The 19,539-nt window shown below is 59.2% G+C and carries 19 protein-coding genes and 1 tRNA gene; 4 read left to right on the plus strand and 16 right to left on the minus strand.

Annotated elements, in window-relative coordinates:
• Window positions 1-62: 62 nt before the first annotated feature.
• Genes RSF91_RS06195 through RSF91_RS06210 form a run of 4 tightly spaced genes read right to left on the minus strand, consistent with a single transcriptional unit; the run spans window position 63 to window position 3,792 of the window.
• Window positions 63-902: an ATP-binding cassette domain-containing protein gene (locus RSF91_RS06195; protein ID WP_332567589.1), complete on the minus strand. Its 840-nt coding sequence runs from the start codon at window positions 900-902 to the stop codon at window positions 63-65.
• On the minus strand, window positions 899-1,927 hold the full coding sequence (locus RSF91_RS06200; protein WP_332567590.1) for an ABC transporter ATP-binding protein: 1,029 nt from the start codon (window positions 1,925-1,927) through the stop codon (window positions 899-901). The genes RSF91_RS06195 and RSF91_RS06200 overlap by 4 nt, the downstream gene beginning before the upstream one ends.
• 18 nt (window positions 1,928-1,945) lie before the next feature.
• Complete coding sequence (locus RSF91_RS06205) at window positions 1,946-2,833, minus strand: ABC transporter permease (RefSeq protein WP_332567591.1); 888 nt, start codon at window positions 2,831-2,833, stop codon at window positions 1,946-1,948.
• Complete coding sequence (locus RSF91_RS06210) at window positions 2,830-3,792, minus strand: ABC transporter permease (protein ID WP_332567592.1); 963 nt, start codon at window positions 3,790-3,792, stop codon at window positions 2,830-2,832. The genes RSF91_RS06205 and RSF91_RS06210 overlap by 4 nt, the downstream gene beginning before the upstream one ends.
• A gap of 197 nt (window positions 3,793-3,989) precedes the next feature.
• Here RSF91_RS06210 and RSF91_RS06215 point away from each other — a divergent pair, with 197 nt between their 5' ends.
• Window positions 3,990-4,250, plus strand: a complete 261-nt coding sequence (locus RSF91_RS06215) for a YfhL family 4Fe-4S dicluster ferredoxin (protein WP_332567593.1) — start codon at window positions 3,990-3,992, stop codon at window positions 4,248-4,250.
• Window positions 4,251-4,329: 79 nt separating this feature from the next.
• On the opposite strand, the gene pth is transcribed toward RSF91_RS06215, so the two are convergent.
• From pth to RSF91_RS06250, 7 genes are all read right to left on the minus strand, one after another.
• Window positions 4,330-4,968, minus strand: a complete 639-nt coding sequence (pth, locus tag RSF91_RS06220; protein WP_332567594.1) for an aminoacyl-tRNA hydrolase — start codon at window positions 4,966-4,968, stop codon at window positions 4,330-4,332.
• 129 nt (window positions 4,969-5,097) lie between these two features.
• The gene (locus tag RSF91_RS06225) at window positions 5,098-5,721 is read right to left on the minus strand and encodes a 50S ribosomal protein L25/general stress protein Ctc (protein ID WP_332567595.1); all 624 of its coding nucleotides are present in this window, start codon (window positions 5,719-5,721) and stop codon (window positions 5,098-5,100) included.
• 153 nt (window positions 5,722-5,874) lie between these two features.
• Entirely contained in the window at window positions 5,875-6,834 is a 960-nt protein-coding gene (locus RSF91_RS06230) for a ribose-phosphate pyrophosphokinase (protein ID WP_332567596.1), read from the minus strand.
• 44 nt (window positions 6,835-6,878) lie between these two features.
• Window positions 6,879-6,955: transfer RNA gene (locus RSF91_RS06235), tRNA-Gln, on the minus strand.
• A gap of 39 nt (window positions 6,956-6,994) precedes the next feature.
• A complete protein-coding gene (gene ispE, locus RSF91_RS06240) occupies window positions 6,995-7,849 on the minus strand; it encodes a 4-(cytidine 5'-diphospho)-2-C-methyl-D-erythritol kinase (protein ID WP_332567597.1) in 855 nt (284 codons plus the stop codon).
• Window positions 7,850-7,912: 63 nt separating this feature from the next.
• Window positions 7,913-8,443: a lipoprotein insertase outer membrane protein LolB gene (locus tag RSF91_RS06245; protein ID WP_332567598.1), complete on the minus strand. Its 531-nt coding sequence runs from the start codon at window positions 8,441-8,443 to the stop codon at window positions 7,913-7,915.
• Complete coding sequence (locus RSF91_RS06250) at window positions 8,440-10,227, minus strand: tetratricopeptide repeat protein (protein ID WP_332567599.1); 1,788 nt, start codon at window positions 10,225-10,227, stop codon at window positions 8,440-8,442. The genes RSF91_RS06245 and RSF91_RS06250 overlap by 4 nt, the downstream gene beginning before the upstream one ends.
• Before the next feature lie 50 nt (window positions 10,228-10,277).
• On the opposite strand from RSF91_RS06250, the gene mutM reads away from it, so the two are divergent.
• The 3 genes from mutM to mutY all read left to right on the plus strand — a co-directional run bounded on the left by mutM (window position 10,278) and on the right by mutY (window position 14,433).
• Window positions 10,278-11,117, plus strand: coding sequence for a bifunctional DNA-formamidopyrimidine glycosylase/DNA-(apurinic or apyrimidinic site) lyase (gene mutM, locus RSF91_RS06255; RefSeq protein WP_332567600.1), 840 nt, complete (start codon window positions 10,278-10,280; stop codon window positions 11,115-11,117).
• Window positions 11,118-11,363: 246 nt separating this feature from the next.
• Window positions 11,364-13,361 (plus strand): dynamin family protein, encoded by a 1,998-nt coding sequence (locus RSF91_RS06260; RefSeq protein WP_332567601.1) that lies wholly within the window; start codon window positions 11,364-11,366, stop codon window positions 13,359-13,361.
• A gap of 4 nt (window positions 13,362-13,365) precedes the next feature.
• On the plus strand, window positions 13,366-14,433 hold the full coding sequence (mutY, locus tag RSF91_RS06265) for an A/G-specific adenine glycosylase (protein ID WP_332567602.1): 1,068 nt from the start codon (window positions 13,366-13,368) through the stop codon (window positions 14,431-14,433).
• Window positions 14,434-14,498: 65 nt separating this feature from the next.
• Here mutY and RSF91_RS06270 read toward each other — a convergent pair whose 3' ends face one another.
• From RSF91_RS06270 to rapZ, 5 genes are all read right to left on the minus strand, one after another.
• Window positions 14,499-14,771: a hypothetical protein gene (locus tag RSF91_RS06270; RefSeq protein ID WP_332567603.1), complete on the minus strand. Its 273-nt coding sequence runs from the start codon at window positions 14,769-14,771 to the stop codon at window positions 14,499-14,501.
• Window positions 14,768-16,201 (minus strand): cell envelope integrity protein CreD, encoded by a 1,434-nt coding sequence (gene creD, locus RSF91_RS06275; RefSeq protein ID WP_332567604.1) that lies wholly within the window; start codon window positions 16,199-16,201, stop codon window positions 14,768-14,770. The genes RSF91_RS06270 and creD overlap by 4 nt, the downstream gene beginning before the upstream one ends.
• A 213-nt stretch (window positions 16,202-16,414) precedes the next feature.
• On the minus strand, window positions 16,415-17,890 hold the full coding sequence (gene creC / locus RSF91_RS06280) for a two-component system sensor histidine kinase CreC (RefSeq protein ID WP_332567605.1): 1,476 nt from the start codon (window positions 17,888-17,890) through the stop codon (window positions 16,415-16,417).
• Between the two features lie 5 nt (window positions 17,891-17,895).
• On the minus strand, window positions 17,896-18,603 hold the full coding sequence (locus tag RSF91_RS06285) for a winged helix-turn-helix domain-containing protein (protein WP_332567606.1): 708 nt from the start codon (window positions 18,601-18,603) through the stop codon (window positions 17,896-17,898).
• Window positions 18,604-18,614: 11 nt separating this feature from the next.
• Window positions 18,615-19,538 (minus strand): RNase adapter RapZ, encoded by a 924-nt coding sequence (rapZ, locus tag RSF91_RS06290; protein ID WP_332567607.1) that lies wholly within the window; start codon window positions 19,536-19,538, stop codon window positions 18,615-18,617.
• Window position 19,539: the final 1 nt, after the last annotated feature.

Consider the following 19,539-nt stretch of genomic DNA (forward strand, 5'->3'; position numbering starts at 1 on the left):
CGCCAAGGCCGCCGTGCTGCAGATCGCGGCCGCGAGTGTGAGCAACTGTTGGTACTGCTGAGTCAGAGCGCGCGGGGAGCGGCCTTGACCAGTGCCTGTGTGTACGAGTGCTCTGGTGCCGAGAACAGCTTTTGCGGTGTGCCGCGCTCCACGATTTCACCCTGATAGAGCACGATGACCTGATCGCAGACATGCTGCACCACGGCCAGATCGTGGCTGATGAAGAGGTATGACAGGCCTAGCTCGCGTTGCAAGTCCTGCATGAGGTTGAGCACCTGCGCCTGGACGGACACATCGAGCGCACTGACCGGTTCATCGGCCACGATGAGCTTGGGCCGGGTAATCAGCGCGCGGGCAATGGCAATGCGCTGGCGCTGGCCGCCCGAAAATTCATGCGGGTACTTGTCGGCATCTTGCGCGCGCAGCCCCACCTGATCGAGCACGGCCAGCACCTGCTGGCGCTGTGCAGCGGGGCTGGGTTTGCTGGCCAGCGTGGTCAGTGGCTCGCTGATGATGCGCTCCACCGTCATGCGCGGGTCCAGCGATCCGTAGGGGTCCTGAAACACCATCTGAAAATCACGCCTTGCCGCTCGCAGCTCTTTTTCAGGTAACTGGTGCAGATTGCGGCCCAGCAGTTCGACCGTGCCTTCGCTGGGTGTATCCAGTGCCATGACCAGGCGGGCGAGAGTGGACTTCCCCGAGCCTGATTCACCCACCACGCCCAGACTTTGCCCAGCCTGCAATTCAAAGCTCACACCGCGCAGCGCCTGTAGCGGCTCGGGCTTGTGCCATAGCGAGGTGCGCGGGCGAGAATATGCGCGTTTCAGGCTGCTAGCCCTTAGCAGTATTGCGCTAGCAGCTTCTGTTTTGAGAGCGCCTTGCTTGAGAGCGTTTTGCATCATGCCTGCGCTCCTGCTTTCAAGGCTTGCTCATACAGGCAGCGCACCCGATGCGGTTGGCGCCATGAGGCCAGCGATGCAGGCGCAGCCACGCTGGGCTGGTGCAGCGTGCGGGGCTGGGGGCGTTCAATAAAGCAGTTGCTCTGGGTGTAGCTGCAGCGGCCTGCAAACGGGCAACCTGCGGGCAGGTCTACCAACTCAGGCACGGCACCTGCAATGGTGGGCAGGCGGGCAGTGTTGCTGGCAGCGTGCAGCTGGGGGCGCGCTGCGAAGAGGCCGCGTGTATAGGGGTGGGCACGCTGGGCGAAGACGGTTTCCGTCATGCCGGACTCCACCACGGTGCCGCCGTACATGACCAATAGCTGTTCCACATTCTGAGCAATCACGCCCAGATCGTGGCTGATGAGTACCAGCGCCATGGAATGCTCGGCCACCAGCTCCTGCAGCAAATCCAGAATGCGCTGCTGTACCGTCACATCCAGCGCGGTGGTCGGTTCGTCCGCCACCAGCAGGTCGGGGCTACAGGCCAGCGCCATGGCAATCATGATGCGCTGGCGCTGCCCGCCAGAGAACTGGTGCGGGTACTCGTCCAGCCGCTGGGCGGCCTGTGCAATACCTACGCGCTCCAGTAGCTCGGTGGCACGGGCGTGGGCCTGCGCGCGGCTCAGGCCTTGGTGCAGGCGCAGCGGCTCTGCCACCTGCCGGCCAATGCTGTGCACGGGGTTCAGAGCGCTCATCGGTTCCTGAAACACCATGGCCATGCGGTTGCCGCGCAGTGCGCACAGCTGGCGCTCGTTCATGTCCAGCAGTTCTTTGCCGTCCAGCTGAATGCTGCCGTCGATCTGCGCATGGTCGGGCAGCAGGCCCATCAGGGCCAGTGCCGTCAGCGATTTGCCGCAGCCCGATTCGCCGATCAGGCCAAGCGTGGCACCGCGTTCCAGCGTAAAGCTCACATCACGCACGGCCTGAGCCCGGCCACGATGGGTTTGCAGATTGATGGTGAGGTTGGAGACTTCAAGCAAAGCCATGGTCGGTATCCCTACGCATTAGCGCTCGCGTGTCAGTCGGGGATCAAGCAGGTCGCGCAGGCCGTCGCCCAGCAGGTTCAGGCCCAGCACCGAAAGGGCAATCGCCGCACCGGGCCAGACGGCCAGCAGCGGTGCCTGAAACATGAGGGTCTGGGCATCGCTGAGCATGCGGCCCCATGAGGGCTGTGGCGGCTGCGTGCCAAGGCCCAGATAGGACAGCGCGGCCTCGGCCAGAATGGCGAGCGCAAACTGAATAGTGGCCTGCACCACCAGCACGGAAAGAATATTGGGCAGCACATGCTGCAGCGTAATGGCGGTACGGCTCTTGCCGCAGGCGCGTGCGGCAAGCACATAGTCCCGCGCCCAGATGGCGTTGGCCGATGCTCGGGTAATGCGTGCAAACGTAGGAATGTTGAAGACGCCGATGGCGATGATGGCATTGACCATGCCCGCACCAAACACGGCGGTGAGCATGATGGCCGAGAGCAGGGCGGGGAAGGCGAAGGTGAAGTCTGCCAGCCGCATGATGATTTCTTCCACCCAGCCGCGGCGAGCTGCGGCAATCAACCCCAGAGCTACGCCCAGTGCCAGACCAATGCCCACGGCAATCAGGCCCACGGCGATGGATGCGCGTGCACCGACGAGAATTTGCGAGGCAATGTCGCGCCCAAAGGCATCGGTGCCCAGCCAGTGCAGGTTGCTGCTGGCTTGCAGTGCGGCATCCATGTCTATTTCGTAGGCGGAGCCGGGTGTCCAGACAAAAGACAGCAGGGCGGCAGTAATCAGTAAAGCTGTGAGTACCGAGCCCAGCAAAAAGCTGCGGTGCTGCAGCGCGCGCTGGCCAAAGCTTTGCGGCTGCGTGCGCGTGAAGGCGCGGGTGGGGTAGTCGGGCGCAGGCACGCTCATATATCGCTGGCCTTGATGCGGGGATCAATGGCGGCATACAGCACATCGACCACAAAATTCACCACCACCACCATGGCGGCCAGCAGCAGCACGCAGTTGCGCACCACAATCACATCGCGGTTAGAGATCGACTGAAAGATCAGGCGTCCAAGACCGGGCAGGTAGAACACGTTTTCCACCACGATGGTGCCCGCCAGAAGGTTGGCAAACTGCAGGCCCATGACGGTGATGACGGGAATCATGGCGTTGCGCAGTACATGGCGCCAGAGCGCTGCACCGCGCGACAGACCCTTGGCGCGGGCGGTACGCACAAAATCTTCGCGCAGCACTTCTAAAACGGCGGAGCGGGTGATACGCGCCAGAATGGCGGCCTGCACCACGGCCAGGGAAACAGCGGGCAGCAGCAGTGCCTGCAGCGCGGGCCAGAAGCCACCGCCGTCTTCCTCGCTCCAGCCCGGAAAGCCACCGGCCGAGAACCATTGCAGCTTGACTGAAAACAGCAGAATCAAAAGAATCGCAAACCAGAAATTGGGGATGGCAATGCCGATCTGCGCCAGGCCCATCACCCCCACATCGCCCCAGCGCTTGTGGTTTGCTGCGGCAAACACGCCAGCCGCAATAGCCAGTACGGCGGTAATGCCCATGGCCATGATGGCCAGCGGCACGGTAACGATAAGGCGCTCCCACACCAGCTCAGACACTGGTGAGTCATAGGCGTAGCTGGTGCCCATGTCGCCATGCAGCAGACCGCTAATCCATTGCCAGTAGCGCGTGAGTGCGGGTTGATCAAGGCCGAGTTGCTGCGCCATGGCCTGCACGGCTTCAGGGGCGGCATCGGGCCCCATGAGCATCTGGGCGGCATTACCGGGCAAAATTTCAAGCACGGCAAACACCACGATGGATGCACCCAGCAAGGTGGCGATCAGCGTGAGCAGGCGTTTGAGCAAGAAGATGCTCATGGCTTTGGGCGAAGGTTCATCGTGAGGAAAACGCAGAGGTCTTTTGCGTGCTGCGCAGCATAACGGCATTGTGCCGGTGATATGCCGTGAATGAGCGATCTTCGAGGCGTATTGGCTTTGTCCCGAGTGCAGCCATGTCTTGGTGGGCTTGGGATAATGAGTGCTACTTATTCGAAGAACTGCAGAGGAGCTGGCCCATGGCATTGATGATTACGGATGAATGCATCAACTGTGATGTGTGCGAGCCCGAGTGCCCGAACGACGCCATTTACATGGGCGAGCAGTTCTATGAAATCCACCCGCATAAATGCACAGAATGTGTGGGTCACTTTGATGAGCCCCAGTGTGTGCAGATCTGCCCTGTGGCCTGCATTCCCGTGAACCCTGAGTATGTGGAAAGCCACGAGGTGCTGTTCAAAAAGTACGAGCAGCTGATGCAGGCCAAGAAGCTGGATTAAGATTTTTTAAGAGATTTTGTGCCTCTAGCCCTTATCAATCAAGCGCAAATAGCTCCTGTTTCAGGAGCTTTTTTTTGCTTCAGGCGTTGTCAGTGGAGGCTGGCGCTGCATCGGGTGCAGGCTTGCGCGGCGGCTTGGGGCGCGGGGTCTTGCTGGTGTGGATGGCCAGTGTGGCCTTGTCCATTTGTCCGGCCACCATCTCGGGCCAGGCCTTGAGCGAGTGTGTGATGGCATCTTCGATCAGTTTCAGCTGATCGGGCGCTGGCTTTTTCAGCACCCAGTTGGCCACTTCGCCCTTGTTGCCGGGGTGACCAATGCCTACGCGCAAGCGCCAGTAGTTGGGCGAGCCCAGTTGGGCATGAATATCGCGCAGGCCGTTGTGGCCGCCGTGGCTGCCGCCCAGCTTGAGTTTGACCACGCCGGGCTCAAAGTCCAGCTCATCGTGCACGACCAGAATTTCTTCGGGTTGAATTTTAAAGAAGCGGGCCAGGGTGCCCACGGACTTGCCAGACAGATTCATGAAGGTCTGAGGCTCCAGCAGCCAGACGTGCTGGCCGTGGATGGTAGTGCGAGCCATCAGGCCCCAGTAGCTGCGCTCTGGAACCAGAGTGACCTTGAGTTCGCGCGCCAGCGCATCAATCCACCAGAAGCCGGCGTTGTGCCGTGTGTCTTCGTATTCAGGGCCGGGATTGCCGAGGCCGACAAACAGTTTGATCATGACTTGATTATCTTCTTGCTAGCAAAGGCGGGCAGGCAGGAGCAGTTCTTTCAACCCCAAAGAAAAAGCCCACCGAGGTGGGCCTTTTCTTTGAGTACAGCGACGGGCGCTGTAGCGAAGTCACAAGAATTACTTCTTGCCCTTCTTAGCGGGAGCAGCCGCAGGAGCGGGTGCAGCGCCTTCAGCAGGAGCCACGTCGGGCAACTTGATGGAGATCAGCAGAGGGTTCTTGTTGGCGCCACGCACCACAGCCTTCACGCCGTTAGGCAGCTTCAGACCTTGCACGCCCAGAGTGGACTTGGAAGTCAGAGCGCTCAGGTCCACCTTGATGAACTCGGGCAGAGCTGCGGGTTCGCAGATCACTTGCACTTCGGTCATCAGGTGAGTGATGGTGCAGTTTTCACCCTTAACGGCGGGAGACTGTTCTGCGCCTTCGAAGTGCAGAGGCACGTTCATGTGCAGCTTGGTAGTTGCGTCCACGCGCTGGAAGTCGATGTGTTGCACCAGCTTCTTGAAGGGGTGGAACTGCACGTCGCGCAGAACAACCTTGGTCACTTGACCGGCGATTTCCATGTCCAGAACGCTGGAGTGGAAAGCTTCCTTGTGCACAGCGTGCCACAGGGCGTTGTGATCGATTTCGATCAGTTGGGTTTCACCAGCACCGTAAACGATGCCGGGAGTCTTACCCGACAGACGCAGACGGCGGCTCGCACCCGTACCTTGCTTTGCGCGCTCAGTTGCGACGAATTGCATAACTAACTCCTTGATGGGCGGACCGCGACCAGTCTCGCCCTATTGATAAAAGAACCTGTGCCTTGAAAAGGTCTTGGATTCTTGCTGTGGACTCGAAACAGTCAAACCTCCCGCAGGAGGTTTGTGTGGCTCAAGCCCGAAAAACCAGAGATTTTAAGCGCTAAACAAGCTGCTCACCGAATCACCGGTAGAAATCCGGTGAATCGACTCGGCAAACAGGCCGGCTACGGACAGCTGGCGAATCTTGCCGCACTGCTGAGCTTCGGGGCTCAACGGAATGGTGTTGGTCACAACCACTTCGTCCAGAGCCGTGCCGTTGCCGATACGCTCAATGGCTGGGCCAGAGAAGATGGGGTGCGAGCAATAAGCGTACACGTTCTTGGCGCCGCGCTGCTTGAGCACCTCGGCTGCCTTGACCAGGGTACCTGCGGTGTCGATCATGTCGTCCATGATCACGCAGTTGCGGCCGTCGATGTCGCCGATCACGTGCATGACTTCAGACACGTTCGCCTTGGGGCGACGCTTGTCGATGATGGCCAGATCGCAACCCAGTTCCTTGGCCAGGGCGCGAGCACGCACCACACCGCCAACGTCGGGGGACACAACGATCAGGTCTTCGTAGTTCTTCTGGCGCAGGTCATTGAGCAACACGGGGGTTGCGTAGATGTTGTCTACGGGAATGTCGAAGAAACCTTGAATTTGGTCGGCGTGCAGATCCATGGTCAGAACGCGCTCGACACCCACCGCTTGCAGCATGTTGGCAACCACCTTGGCGGTGATTGGCACGCGGCTGGAGCGGGGGCGGCGGTCTTGACGGGCGTAGCCGAAGTACGGGATTACGGCGCAGATACGCTCGGCGGATGCACGCTTGAGTGCATCAACCATGACCAACAACTCCATGAGGTTGTCGTTGGTGGGGGCGCATGTGGACTGAACCACAAACACGTCACGAGCGCGAACGTTTTGCTTGATCTCGACTGCAACTTCTCCATCGGAGAAACAGCCAACGTCAGCAGCACCGAGGGTAGTGCCAAGGTGCTTAACGATCTCTTGGGCCATGCCTGGATTGGCATTGCCTGTGAAGACCATGAAATCTGAATGATGTGAATGCATTGTGCGTCCCAGTGCTGTGGGTTGCTATGACGCAAGAAGATGTTTGGCAGGGGAAGAAGGACTCGAACCTTCGCATGCTGGAATCAAAATCCAGTGCCTTAACCAACTTGGCGACTCCCCTACACAGGTCTTTTGTCGAAGACAAAAAGCCTAAAACTTTTTATCCAGAAACCCAACTCAAAAGTGGATGAGATTCGAGATTTTTACAGATTTTGATTTTCCAAGTGTTTGGTGCACTATTTAAATCAATTGTCTGTGTCATTGGTGCAAAGACTGCACTTCCTGAGCCGGTCATTCTAGCATGCAGTTTGAATGATTCGAGCCAGTTTCTGACTTTCATCACTTCAGGCTGCAAGCCTTCAGCGACTGGCTGCAAGTCGTTTCGGCCGAAACCGTAGTGCTCTGCAGCGAAGTCCGCAACTATAGCAGGCTTTGAGTCGCGTTTCAGGAGATCGCTGGTGAAAATTTGCCCGGTTTCCAGTCCTTGCTCAGGCTTGATCACGATGAACTGCTGCTCTGGTAAGGCATTTTTGCCATGCAGTGGCTCAATGATTTCGCCAATTCCGCTGACCCAGGCGGAGTGACCGCAGAGGAAAAAGGGCACATCGGCACCCAGCGTCAAACCGATTTTTTGCAGTTCCTGGCGTGAGAGCTTCAAGTTCCACAGACGGTTGAGCGCAAGCAGCGTACTGGCTGCATCTGATGAGCCGCCGCCCATGCCGGCTTGCGCCGGTAAATTTTTCTGAATGCCGATGTGCACGCCTTGGGTGCAGCCTGTTGCTTGCTGCAGCGCGCGGGCTGCACGGGTAATCAAATCGTCTGGGGGGAGGGCCACGCCGTTCAGGTCTTCACGGCTGATCTGGCTGCTGGGGCTGCGTTCAAAGTGCAGTACATCGTGCCAGTCAATCAACATGAAGACGGATTCCAGCAGGTGGTAGCCGTCCGGCCTGCGGCCTGTAATGTGCAAAAACAGATTGAGCTTGGCCGGAGCCGGCACGTCATAAAGCGAGTGCATGGCGAATATATGTGGGAGAAAAACGGCGCAACGATAGCACCAGAACAGGCGAGAAGTCGCGGATCAGCGTGATTCCTGGTCGAGCACGATGCGCAGAGATGCCTCGGGTGGCGGGCTGCTGCGGTCAGCGCGCAGGCGGCCTTCGCTGATGCGCGACAGATCGGTTTTCCAGCCGGTGACTGCTGTGTCTTTGCCTTGCAGCCAGTCAAACAGGGCAGCCACGGGAATGTCGTTGCCGGTCAGGCGGGTGATGAGTTCGGGCAGAGAGTCGGATGTTGTGATCTGCTCGCCTTGCTGCAGCGTGGCACCGACAGGCGTCCATTGCAGTCGGGCAATGATGGAGCCCAGCGGGTTGAAAACCAGCAGCGTGCCGCTTTCGGGCCTGCCTTGCAGTTCAAAACCGGCGCTGAAGGATTGCTGCTGTGAGTCCTGAACCTGCAAGGCCATGCGGCCTGACCAGTGTTGGCTGGTCGCGGTCGCATCGGGCGTCAGCTGGCGCTCTGGCAGGGCGCAGCCTGTCAGTAAAGTGCTGCTAATCGCACCGCAGATCAGCAGGGTCAGCCAGGTCTTGCGCAGTTGGGTAATGGGCTTCATGGCTTGGCGTTCAGGCGCTTGAGGGTTTCAAGCAGCGTGTCGTTGCTGTTGTCTTCCTTCAGGCCTTGACGCCAGACGAGCAGTGCGCGGTCTTGCTTGCCTTGCGTCCACAGAACTTCGCCCAGGTGGGCGGCAATTTCTGCATCTTGGCGCGTGGCATAGGCTTGCTCCAGCAGCTTTTCTGCTTCAGGCAGATTGCCGCGGCGGAAATGCACCCACGCTAGGCTGTCGGTGATGAAGGGGTCGCCGGGTTGCATGTCCAGCGCCTTCTGGATCAGGGCTTGCGCTTCTTCCAGCTTGATATTGCGGTCTGCGTAGGAGTAGCCCAGAGCGTTATACGCATGCTTGAAGTCGGGCTTGCGTTTGATGATGTCGCGCAGCAGGCGCTCCATCTCATCAAACTTACCGGCTTTTTCAGCCAGCAGGGCGGTGTCATAGGCCAGCTCCACATCGTTGGGGGACTGGCTCTGCAGAGCGGCCTGCAGTGTGTAGGCTTCCTGATTCAGGCCTGCGTCGCGCAGCAACTGCACTTCTGCGATTTGCTTGAGGCGCTTTTGATTGGGGCCGGTGGCGGGTGTGGCCTGAATGAGCGCACGGCCTTCTTGTACCTTACCTTGACGAGCCAGCATATCGGCGCGGCGCGCTTGTACGCTCAGCAGATTGGCGGCGTCAGGAATACGCTGCAGATAATCGTCGGCCTCGTCATAGCGCTTGCGCTTTTCGGCCAGCTCAGCCTTGAGCAGATAGAGCTGGGCTGCGCCGGCATTGCGGCCCACACCATCGGGCAGCTTGGGCAGCAGCGCGCCAAACTGGGCCAGCGAAGTATCTGCGGCATCCAGCTCGTTATCTTGCAGCTGCAGATTGGCCAGAATGACCCAGGCTTCTGGGAATTCCGGGCTCTCTCGGGTGATGAGTTGCAGCTGAGCCTTTGCATCTGCATTGCGCTTTTGGCCCAGCAACACGCGGGCATAGGTCAGGCGCAGCTGGGGCGATGCATTTTTTTCAAGATAGCGTTTAACCAGTGGCTCGACTTCGGCAGAGCCTGACTCCAGCAGCTCCATTGCCAGCAGGGCGATAGCGCCCGAATCAGGGCTTAGCTTGGCGCCGTTTTGCAGCGCTTGCAGTGCAGCCTGTTTTTGATCGGCCACAAGACGCATGTGGCCGACTGCAGCCAAGGCCATGGGGCCGTTCTTGGGGTCTTTGAAATCGATTTCCAGTGCCTGCTCCACCACATCAGCGGCCAGAGACTTGTCTGAGGCATTGTTGTAGAGCTGGGTGATCGCTAAAAAGGTGGCGCTGCGGTTGGTTGCTGGCGTCAGCTCTACCTCGCGGCGCAGGTAACTGGCCGAGTCGGCGATGCGATTCATGGCCACCAGAATGCGCAGCACGGCGCGGTTGGCATCGCGTGATTCCGGATAGGCCTCCAGCCAGGCGCGGGCGTTGCGCAAAGCGCGATCGCCAGAGCGGGACTGAACCGCCAGCTCTGTAGCGCGGCGGTAGAGCTTTTCGTTGTTGCTGCTGCGCGCCGCTTCCATCATCAGGGCTTGTGCGTCGTTCAGGGCGCCTTCCTGGGCGGCGAGTTCGCCCACCAGGATTTCATAGAACAGCTCGGCAGAGAGGGCGGCCTGATTGCCTTCGCGCTCCATGCTTTGCTCAAGCTCAGTCGCTTGCTCGGTCCTGTCCACTTTGGGTGGCGGGTCGGCAGGTTGGGCGGATGCGATTGCCGATCCCATGGCCAGAGCGGTGGCCACGGCGAGTCCCTGAATACGTAGAGGATGAACCATCGGCCCATAATAATCCAAGCTTGTTGAACACTTGGTGAAGAAGAGATTGCATGCCTGAGTTGCCCGAAGTCGAGGTTACGCGCCGCTCTTTTGCAGACCGCATTGCGGGTGCGCGCATTGATGCTGCAGCCTTGGGCAAACCCTTGCGCTGGCCGCTGGGACTATTGCCGCAGGCGCTAGTCGGGCGCGAGGTGCTGGGCGTGCGTCGCCGCGGTAAATATTTGCTAGTGGATTTGAATGAGGGGCTGCTGCTCATTCACTTGGGTATGTCGGGCAGTCTGCGCTTTGTGGGGCTTGACGAGGCGCCGCTGGGCAGCGCGGGGCCGCACGACCACTTTGACCTGAAAACGTCTCAGGGCCTTTTGCGCCTGCATGACCCGCGTCGCTTTGGTGCCGTGATTTATGTGCCTGATGAGGGTGATGTACTGGCGCGCAAGTTGCTTGACCACTTAGGTATGGAGCCGCTGAGTAGCCGTTTCACGTTCGATGCCTTCAAGGCTGGGCTGGCCGCCAGCCGGACACCCATCAAGCAATTGCTGCTGAGCGGCAACGTGGTGGTGGGGGTGGGCAATATCTATGCCTCTGAGGTGTTGTTTCTTTCACGTATTCACCCAGCCACACCGGCGCGCGATGTGAGGCCACGCAAGGTCAAAACTTTGTATGAGGCGATTCGTTCTGTGCTGGCCTTGGCGGTGGAGAAGGGCGGCACCACGCTGCGAGACTTTTCTGCGGCCAATGGCATGGAAGGGCACTTTCAGCTGCAGGCCAAGGTCTATGGCCGGGAGGGCCTGCCTTGCACGCATTGCGGCGCGCCCATCAAGCTGATGAAGCAGGGGCAGCGCAGCACCTTTTACTGCGCCCGCTGCCAGAAAGAGGCCAAATCTCTTTGAATTTGATAGCTGCTAGCGCTTGTCTTATGGGCGCTTGAGGCTATTTTGACTAAAAATTCAGCACTATTGTCTGATATGACACAGCGCGGCGCCAGATGCGCGCGTATTTGATACAGAGTTAGCAGACTTGCGCCGATACTCGGTGTGCCGCAGTGCATGGCAGCCCTGAAAATGGCCAATGCTATATTTTGATCAGGCTGGCAGTGTTCGCTGACTGGGCGACTTGCACAAAAAAGAGAGGTAGACGTGACAGCTTCATTCAATGAGCAGTTTGGCCAACATGGTGCGTGGCGACGAGGTTTCGCCTCGCAGCTGCAGGAACTGCGCGAATGGCTGATGGCGCAGGATTTACTGGACTCCGCCGTGCAGGAGCGCTTGCAGCGCCTTGAAGATCAGATGCGCGGCGACAAGGTCATGGTCGCTTTTGTGGCCGAGTTCTCGCGCGGAAAATCAGAGCTGATCAACGCCATTTTCTTTGCCCACTACGGCCGCCGCCTCATGCCTGCGAGCGCAGGCCGCACCACCATGTGCCCGGCAGAGCTGGGCTGGGAGGCTGAGCTGATGCCCAGCTTGCGCCTTCTGCCCATTGACACGCGTGAGTCGCCCGAGAGTCTTGGTCAGTGGCGTGTGCGCAGCGATGCATGGGTGCAGCACCCGCTGGATATTGGCAATGCGCAGCAGATTGCAGACACGCTGCTCAAGGTGGCCGAGGTGCGCAAGGTCTCCGTCGATCAGGCTAGAACGCTGGGCTTCTGGCATGACGACGATGAAGCCGATAACCCCATGGTGGATGCCGATGGCTGGGTAGAAGTGCCCATGTGGCGCCATGCGCTCATCAACATGCCGCACCCGCTTCTCAAGCAGGGGCTGGTGATTCTGGATACCCCCGGCTTGAATGCCGTGGGTGCGGAGCCTGAGCTGACGGTCAACCTCATCCCCCAGGCCCATGCCGTGGTCTTTGTGCTGGGGGCTGATACGGGCGTCACCAAGTCCGACCTTGCCATCTGGCGTGACCATGTGTTGCCCGCTGGTGCCGGTAAGGCTGGTGGCGACGATGCGCTGGCAGCATCGCGTCTGGTGGTGCTCAATAAGGTCGATACGCTGTGGGACAGCCTCAGCTCTGGCGCGCAGGTGCAGGCGCAGTTGCGCAGGCAGCAGCAAGACTCGGCGAATCTGCTCGGTGTCTCGGTCGATAAGGTGTTACCTGTTTCTGCCCAGAAGGGTCTGGTTGCGAAGGTGAGTCGCAACGATGTATTGCTGCAAGCCAGCGGCCTGCCCGCGTTTGAGGACTTGCTGGCCAACGGCATCATGGGTCAGCGCCAGAAGGTGCTGCAGGCAGCAGTACATGCCAATGTGCAGCAACTGCAGGGGCAGGTGGACCGAGTTATTAATATGCGCCGCAGAGAGCTGGACGACCAGCTGGCTGAGCTGTGCGGCTTGCGAGGCAAGAACGCCAGTGTGATTACTGGCATGCGCTCGCGTATTGAAGGTGAGAACAAAGAGTTTGACCAGAGCTCGACCAGGATTCAGGCCATGCGCACGGTGCACATGCGCATGCTCAAGGATATTTTTCAGCTGCTCAGCTCGGTGGCTTTGAAAGAAGAACTGGCCGAACTCAAAGAGGCACTGGATCAGCGCGGCCTCAAGCTGGGCGTGCGCAAGATCTATGAGCAGACGTTTGAGCGACTGCATGCTGTGGCCGTCAAGGTGCTGACGCAGGCCGAAGAAATTCAGATCATGATGAGTACTTCGTTCAGAGAGCTCAATGCTGAATTCAGCTTTTCTCTGCAGGTGCCGCCAGCGCTGATGCTGTCCGACTTCACTGAAGATTTGCGCAGCATCGAAGGCAGCTACACCCAGTACCTAGGCTTGAGCAGTGCCTTCAAGCTCACGAGTGCAGATTTTTCGCAGCGATTGATCAAGGCGCTGGCGCTGCGTCTGCGCACCGTGTTTGAAGCGGCATCGAACGACGTGGAAATGTGGAGCAAATCACTGACTGCGCCTGTCGATGCACAATTGCGCGAACGTAAACGCAGTTACACGCGCCGCCTGGAAGCGGTCGATCGCATCAGCGGCGCAGCCACGGACCTGGAAGAGCGCATTGCCGACATGGAAAATGCGCAGGCTCATCTGGGCTCGTTGCAGAGGCAGTTGATCAGCGCATCAGCCCAGTTGCTGGTGCCTCTATGGTCTGAGCGCGCCCAGACCGCTTCCGCGCCGCTGGACATCAACCTGGTAGCTTGAAATCTTGATTTTCCCTTCGATTGCCACTGCTGTCGTGCAGTGGCAGGCCAGCCATGGCCGCAATCATTTGCCCTGGCAGCAAACCCGTGATCCTTACCGCGTCTGGCTGTCTGAAGTCATGCTGCAGCAGACTCAGGTCAGCACCGTGCTGGGCTACTACCAGCGTTTTTTGGATGCATTCCCTGACGTAGCCAGTCTGGCTGCTGCACCGCAAGATGCTGTGCTGGCGCTGTGGAGCGGTCTGGGCTATTACAGCCGCGCCCGCAATTTGCACAAATGCGCGCAGACCGTCATGGAGCAATGGGGCGGGGCTTTTCCGCAGACTGCAGAAGAGCTGGCGACGCTGCCCGGCATTGGCCGCTCGACCGCTGGCGCAATTTCTTCGTTCTGCTTTTCGGAGCGCGTGCCGATTCTGGATGCCAATGTGCGCCGCGTGCTCACGCGCGTATTGGGCTTTGATGGCGATCTGGCACAGTCCAAAAATGAAAAGCAGCTGTGGGTGCATGCGCAGCAGCTGTGCCCCACAGAGAACCTGCACGAAGCCATGCCGCGCTACACGCAGGGCATGATGGACTTGGGCGCCAGCATTTGCACGCCGCGCAAGCCTAGCTGCCTGTTCTGCCCGCTGCACGATGAATGCCGCGCCGGACGCGCTGGCAACCCTGAGGCCTACCCGGTGCGCACGCGCAAGGTCAAACGAACATCTGAAGCGTGGTGGCTGTTGGTTGCTGTGGATAGTCAGCGCCGCGTATGGCTACAAAAGCGCCCGCAAGTCGGCATCTGGGCGGGGCTTTACAGCCCGCCAGTCTTTGACAGCTATGAGGCCTTGCAGCGCTTTGCAAGCACTACCTGGCTTGACAGTGCTGCGCACAGTTGGCAAGACCTGCCCGGTTTCCTGCATGTGCTGACGCATAAGGATTTGCACCTTCACCCGGTGCTGGTCAATATGGATCAAGCGCATGCAGCTATGGTTTCTGAAGCAGATGAATCCTGCTGGGTCAATGCCGCAGGATGGGCTGAGCTGGGCTTGCCTGCGCCGATACGCAAGCTGCTGGACTCTGAGCTGGTCTGAGTCTTGGCCCTGCCCCAATAAAAAAGGTGACGTATGTCACCTTTTTTATTGGGGGGTAGAGAGTTTCAGAATCGCAGGCGCGGCATCAGCATGGAGCAACGCAGGCTCATCAAGGCCAGCCACAGCGCTCGGGCTTGTGGGTTGGCGCGCTGCGCTTGCAACAGTCGCCCGGCGTCCGCCACATGCTGGCGAACAGTCTGCTGTGCTGCACGGTCGCCACTGCTTTGTGCAGCCAGCCAGAGCTGCTGATATTGCTGCACGCTGCCTTCATTGAGAAGGTGCTGCGACGAGATGGCCAGCAGGGCTTGAACCTCACGCGAATGCAGGGCCGTGTTCATGCCAGCTCCTTGTCTGCCACTGCCTTGGATGGTGCATCGCTATCGCTGTGGCCAAAGGCGTACCAGTCGACATGGCGGGTGCAGATCATGACCAGAGCCAGCACGGCAAACAGCGCAATGGAGCCGACGACCAGAGCGGTCTGCTCCAGTTGCAGCAGCACATAGAGCAGGCCATACAGCGCCGAGATGGCGGCGGCAAACGGCAGGCCACGCTTGATGCTGCCCAGAATATGGCTGGCGTAGAAGGCCAGCAGTGCGACGCAGGAGCTTGCGGCAATGACATAGGCCGTGGCAAAACCCAGATGCTCGGACAGGCTGATCAGCAGCAGGAAGAAACTGCACAGCGCAGAGCCCACCAGCAGGTATTGCACAGGGTGAACGCGCAGCTTTTTCATGACCTCAAACAGGCCGACGGCCACAAAAGTCAGAATCACAAACAGCACGCCGTATTTTGTAGAGCGGTCGCTCAGCGAATAGACGTTGACGGGGTTGACGAACTCCGTGTTCATGGTCTCAAGGCAGGGGCCGTTGCCCGATGCGGCTGCACGCGCGGCACTGGTTACGGTGTAGTCCGGCTCGCTGTCGCCATACCCGGAACTGCAAAGCCCTTGCTGGCGGGTAAAAGCGGTGCTGGCCGAGGTGGCGAGTGAGGAAATTTCCCAGTTCGCGGTAAAGCCGTTGTCCGTTACCTCACGGCGTGCGGGAAGAAAGCTGCCGCCAAACGATGGGTGTGGCCAGTCGGCAGTCAGGGTCACCTTGTTTTCAGCGCCTATGGGCGTGAAGGCGAGACGTTCGGTGCCCAGCAACTGTAGTTTGAGGCTGATGCTCAGTGGCTCGCCTTTTTTGAGTGTGGCGGGATTGATTTCGGACTGAATGCCTTTGCTGTAGTGCTCCAGCGAGGTGCCGGACTCCACGTTCAGCTCCTTGTTATTGGCTTCAACAGTCGCGCTGCGAATACCGCGCGGGTCGCTGAGGGCAAAGCTCAGATAGAGCTTGCCGCAGCTGACGGAGGCTTTGGCGGCACTGGTTGCGCTGGGTGGCTGGGCAAACTGATCGGCGTTGGTGAAACTGGCCTGAATCTGGTCGTGCAGCACATAGGCGTTGATCAGGTGCAGGCCGCGTGAGCGCTCTTCCATGGCTGCGTTGGCGTTGTGACTCACGCTATCGGGCAGCAACTGACGCTGAAATTCACGCGTGGTGTATTCGATTTTTTTGCCGTTGGGGGTGCTGGTGGTTTCCGTGCAGTTCTGCACCAGCGCCGGGCCGATCAGAGTCTGTGATCCGGCCAGGCTGGACACCACGCTTTGCACGGCGTAGTCACGGTTACGGATGCGGTCCTTGACCACGTCCTGAATCATGGACAAGCCCAGCATGAGCATTGCCAGAACGATCAGCAGTGAGACTGTTTTGAATAGCAGTCGGTTTTTCATGCGTGCTCCTGAAATATGAGGTTTCAGGAGGCAGTGTCTTCAGCGACTGTGTGGATGAAATGAAGTCTGTGAAGCGAGTGTGAAGTCGCGCTTCATTCCTTAGAGCCCCTGACGCAACCCTTGATGCGTCCTTGCTTCGCCTTGTCGTATTTTTGTTCTGCCTACGGCTTTGCGCCTCGTCTCAACCGTAAACCTGCGGTTTGCTGGGTTGCGTTAGCCGCTCTTAATGGCTTGATTTTCAGTAGCGAAGTCTAGTGTCACAGCAAGCCCCGGGTGCAGATTGCGTATCGCCATGCTGCCGCCGTGCAGATGCATGATGCGGGTGACGATGGACAGGCCAAGACCAGTGCCACTGCGCTCGCCATTAGGCCTGGGTGTGGTGAAGAAGCGCTCGCCCAAGCGGGTCAGCATGGCATCTGGCACACCCGGGCCTTGATCGCTGATGGTGATGCGATGCGGGCTCAACTCAAGCGTGATGACGCGATCTTCAGGCGAAAAATCCAGCGCGTTTTGCAACAGGTTGCTGATGGCGAGGGTGACAAGGCCAGCCTCCCACGGGCCGTGGCTGTCTGCGCCTTTTAGCTGCAGCGCAATGCCGTACTGCTGGGCGGTGCTGTGCAGGGCATTCATGGCCTGTTGCGCGCATCCCATCAGGCTGCAGCTATGGGTTTTATCTAGCTGCTGGCGCTGCTCCAGTCGACTCAGTTGCAGTAGCTGGTCAATCAGGTTTTGCAGGCGCAGGCTCTGGTCAACGACTTGCTTGGCAAACATGATTCGGTCTGGGGTGGGCAGGTCGTCTTGCAGCAGCTCGCCCGCGCCGCGGATAGCTGCGACCGGGCTTTTCAGCTCATGGGTCAGGGCGCGCACATAGCCTTCAATGTAGTCGCGGCCCTCAAGGCGTTTTCGCATGGTGTCCATAGCCTGAGCCAGCTCGCCCAGCTCGCCGGGCATATTGGGGACGGCCACAGGCTTGGGCATTTGCGCAGGGTGGTGGGTCGATTCATTAAGGGTGGGTGCCTGAACCTGCTGCGCATAGTTGCGCAGACGGCGCACATGCAACACAAACCACCAGGTCACGGCGCAGCCTACGCCAGCAGACAGCAGTACAAACAGCAGTCCGCCGCGCAGAATTTTTTGTTCTGCGCTATCCACGATTTTTTGCACTGAGCTTGAGGGTTTTGAGGCTGTAAGCACGCCGCCAATCTGGCCGTTCACCATGATGGGGGCGGAGACATACATCACGCTGCTGGACTCGTCTTCCTTGACCGCTCTTGTGGTGCGCGCACCGTATTCGCCGCGCAGCGTCAGATAGACATCGCGCCAGCGCGAGTAGTCGGAGCCCTGATCTTTGCCTTGCGAGTCAAACAGCACAATGCCTTGTGCATCGGTCACGGTGATGCGCATGTCCAGCGTGGTTTTTCGGGTATCCCAGATCCAGGCCTGAATGGGCTTTTGTGTGTAGTTCGATAGCTGGGTCGCGAAGGGGCCACTTTGGCCCGGCTGAAACAGGTTTTTGGCCAAGTCCGCACTGGCAAGTGCTGCCAGCGCATAGGCGGTTTCGACCAGCGTGTCTTCAGTCACCTTGCGAACGCTGGGCTTGACCTCCACCATAAAGACGCGCAGCACAAAAAATGCGGCCAGTCCGTTGATGAGGAAGAAGGCAAAGAACAGACGCAGGCCCAGGCGCATGGGGCTTATCCGGGTTGGTTCAGGCTGTAGCCCAGCCCGCGGTGGGTGATGATGACCTCGTGACCCGGCAAGCGCTCGCGCAGCTTGGCGCGCAGGGTCTTGATGTGGGTGTCCACCGTGCGGTCTGTGCTCTCGCTGCCCAGACCCCAGATTTGCTCCAGCAGCGCATCGCGGCTGAGGATGCGGCCCGCACTCTGGATCAGGCTTTGCAGCAGTTGATACTCGCGGCGCGTCAAATCCATGGTTTGCGAATGAAGCAGAATGCGCTGGCCTTGCTCATCTATTTGAAGTGCTAGCGCAGGCGGGGCGTGCGCTGCTGGCTGAAATTGCCTTGAGCGCCGTAGCAGGGCACGGGTGCGGGCCAGCAGCTCGCGGGGGCTGAAGGGCTTGGTCAGATAGTCATCGGCCCCCAGCTCAAGCCCCAGCACTTTGTCCATCTCTTCGCCTCTGGCACTGAGAACCAGCACGGGAGCGATAGAACCTGCAGAGCGCAGCTCTCGGCACCAGTCCAGACCATTGCCGTCGGGTAGCCCCACATCCATGAGCAGGGCATCAAATGCGATAGATGCCCATTGCTGGCGCGCATCGGCAATCAGCAGGCTATGAGTGACGGCAATGCCTTCGCGTTCCAGCGCATAGCAGATGGTGCGAGCGATGGCGGGGTCATCTTCCAGGAGCAGCACGCGTGGGGCCGAAGTCTGAGTGCTGAACATGGGTGGTTTGATCAGTGCGAGGCAGGCGGTGTGTCGGTGGTCAGAAACTGCTGAGAAACTTGCAGGAAATTTCCACGGAAATCCAGTGAACGGTGGCGGCGCACGGTAGGCCAGGTTTTCTCGAAATGCTTGGCGAGTGCCTCCACCAGAAAGACCGAGCGATGCTGGCCGCCCGTGCAGCCAATGCCCACGGTGACGTAGCTTCGGTGATCTTTGGCCAGTAGAGGCAGCCAGCGCTCCAGAAATTGTTGAATGTCCAGCTGCATCTGCTGCACCTCGGGAAGGTCGCGCAGATAGTCCGCCACAGGTTGATCAAGCCCTGTGAGCGGGCGCAGATCTTTTTCGTAGTGCGGGTTAGGTAGCATGCGCACATCAAACACATAGTCCGAGTCTGCGGGCATGTTGTGCTTGAAGCCAAAGGACTGGAACATCAGCGTCATCTGGCCTTCTGGCGCTTCAATGACTTGCTTGATATAGCTTTGCAGCTGGGATGATTTGAGATCGCTGGTATCGACGACGACAGATCGGTCGCGCAGTGTTCCTAAGAGCTCGCGCTCTTTTTCAATGTCCTGCTCCAGCGCCTGCCGCTCAGTGGCGGCTGAGCCTGGGGATAGGGGGTGGCGTCTGCGTGTTTCAGAGAAGCGGCGCACCAGCGTGCTGTTGCCGGCATCCAGAAAAATCATGCGAGGGATTAGGCCCTGTTTTTCAAGCCGTGCCAGTTGCTCAGGCAATTGCGGCAAGCCCTGGGCGCTGCGCGCATCCATGGCGATGGCTACTTTTTCCTCCTGGTGAGTGAGCTTCAACTCCACAAAGGATTGCAGCAACTCGGGCGGCAGGTTGTCCACGCAGTAAAAGCCTGCGTCTTCTAACGCATGCAGCGCAACAGATTTGCCCGACCCGGACATGCCGCTGATCAGAACAATCTCCATAGACATG

Origin of the sequence: Comamonas sp. (assembly GCF_036643215.1) — a bacterium.
Lineage (GTDB): Bacteria > Pseudomonadota > Gammaproteobacteria > Burkholderiales > Burkholderiaceae_C > Comamonas.

Excerpts from the sequence above, each read along its gene's own strand:
- RSF91_RS06195 (WP_332567589.1), bottom strand. The coding sequence starts at position 902 with ATGATGCAAAACGCTCTCAAGCAAGGCGCTCTCAAAACAGAAGCTGCT.
- RSF91_RS06200 (WP_332567590.1), bottom strand. The coding sequence starts at position 1,927 with ATGGCTTTGCTTGAAGTCTCCAACCTCACCATCAATCTGCAAACCCAT.
- RSF91_RS06205 (WP_332567591.1), bottom strand. The coding sequence starts at position 2,833 with ATGAGCGTGCCTGCGCCCGACTACCCCACCCGCGCCTTCACGCGCACG.
- RSF91_RS06210 (WP_332567592.1), bottom strand. The coding sequence starts at position 3,792 with ATGAGCATCTTCTTGCTCAAACGCCTGCTCACGCTGATCGCCACCTTG.
- RSF91_RS06215 (WP_332567593.1), top strand. The coding sequence starts at position 3,990 with ATGGCATTGATGATTACGGATGAATGCATCAACTGTGATGTGTGCGAG.
- pth (WP_332567594.1), bottom strand. The coding sequence starts at position 4,968 with ATGATCAAACTGTTTGTCGGCCTCGGCAATCCCGGCCCTGAATACGAA.
- RSF91_RS06225 (WP_332567595.1), bottom strand. The coding sequence starts at position 5,721 with ATGCAATTCGTCGCAACTGAGCGCGCAAAGCAAGGTACGGGTGCGAGC.
- RSF91_RS06230 (WP_332567596.1), bottom strand. The coding sequence starts at position 6,834 with ATGCATTCACATCATTCAGATTTCATGGTCTTCACAGGCAATGCCAAT.
- ispE (WP_332567597.1), bottom strand. The coding sequence starts at position 7,849 with ATGCACTCGCTTTATGACGTGCCGGCTCCGGCCAAGCTCAATCTGTTT.
- RSF91_RS06245 (WP_332567598.1), bottom strand. The coding sequence starts at position 8,443 with ATGAAGCCCATTACCCAACTGCGCAAGACCTGGCTGACCCTGCTGATC.
- RSF91_RS06250 (WP_332567599.1), bottom strand. The coding sequence starts at position 10,227 with ATGGTTCATCCTCTACGTATTCAGGGACTCGCCGTGGCCACCGCTCTG.
- mutM (WP_332567600.1), top strand. The coding sequence starts at position 10,278 with ATGCCTGAGTTGCCCGAAGTCGAGGTTACGCGCCGCTCTTTTGCAGAC.
- RSF91_RS06270 (WP_332567603.1), bottom strand. The coding sequence starts at position 14,771 with ATGAACACGGCCCTGCATTCGCGTGAGGTTCAAGCCCTGCTGGCCATC.
- creD (WP_332567604.1), bottom strand. The coding sequence starts at position 16,201 with ATGAAAAACCGACTGCTATTCAAAACAGTCTCACTGCTGATCGTTCTG.
- creC (WP_332567605.1), bottom strand. The coding sequence starts at position 17,890 with ATGCGCCTGGGCCTGCGTCTGTTCTTTGCCTTCTTCCTCATCAACGGA.
- RSF91_RS06285 (WP_332567606.1), bottom strand. The coding sequence starts at position 18,603 with ATGTTCAGCACTCAGACTTCGGCCCCACGCGTGCTGCTCCTGGAAGAT.
- rapZ (WP_332567607.1), bottom strand. The coding sequence starts at position 19,538 with ATGTCTATGGAGATTGTTCTGATCAGCGGCATGTCCGGGTCGGGCAAA.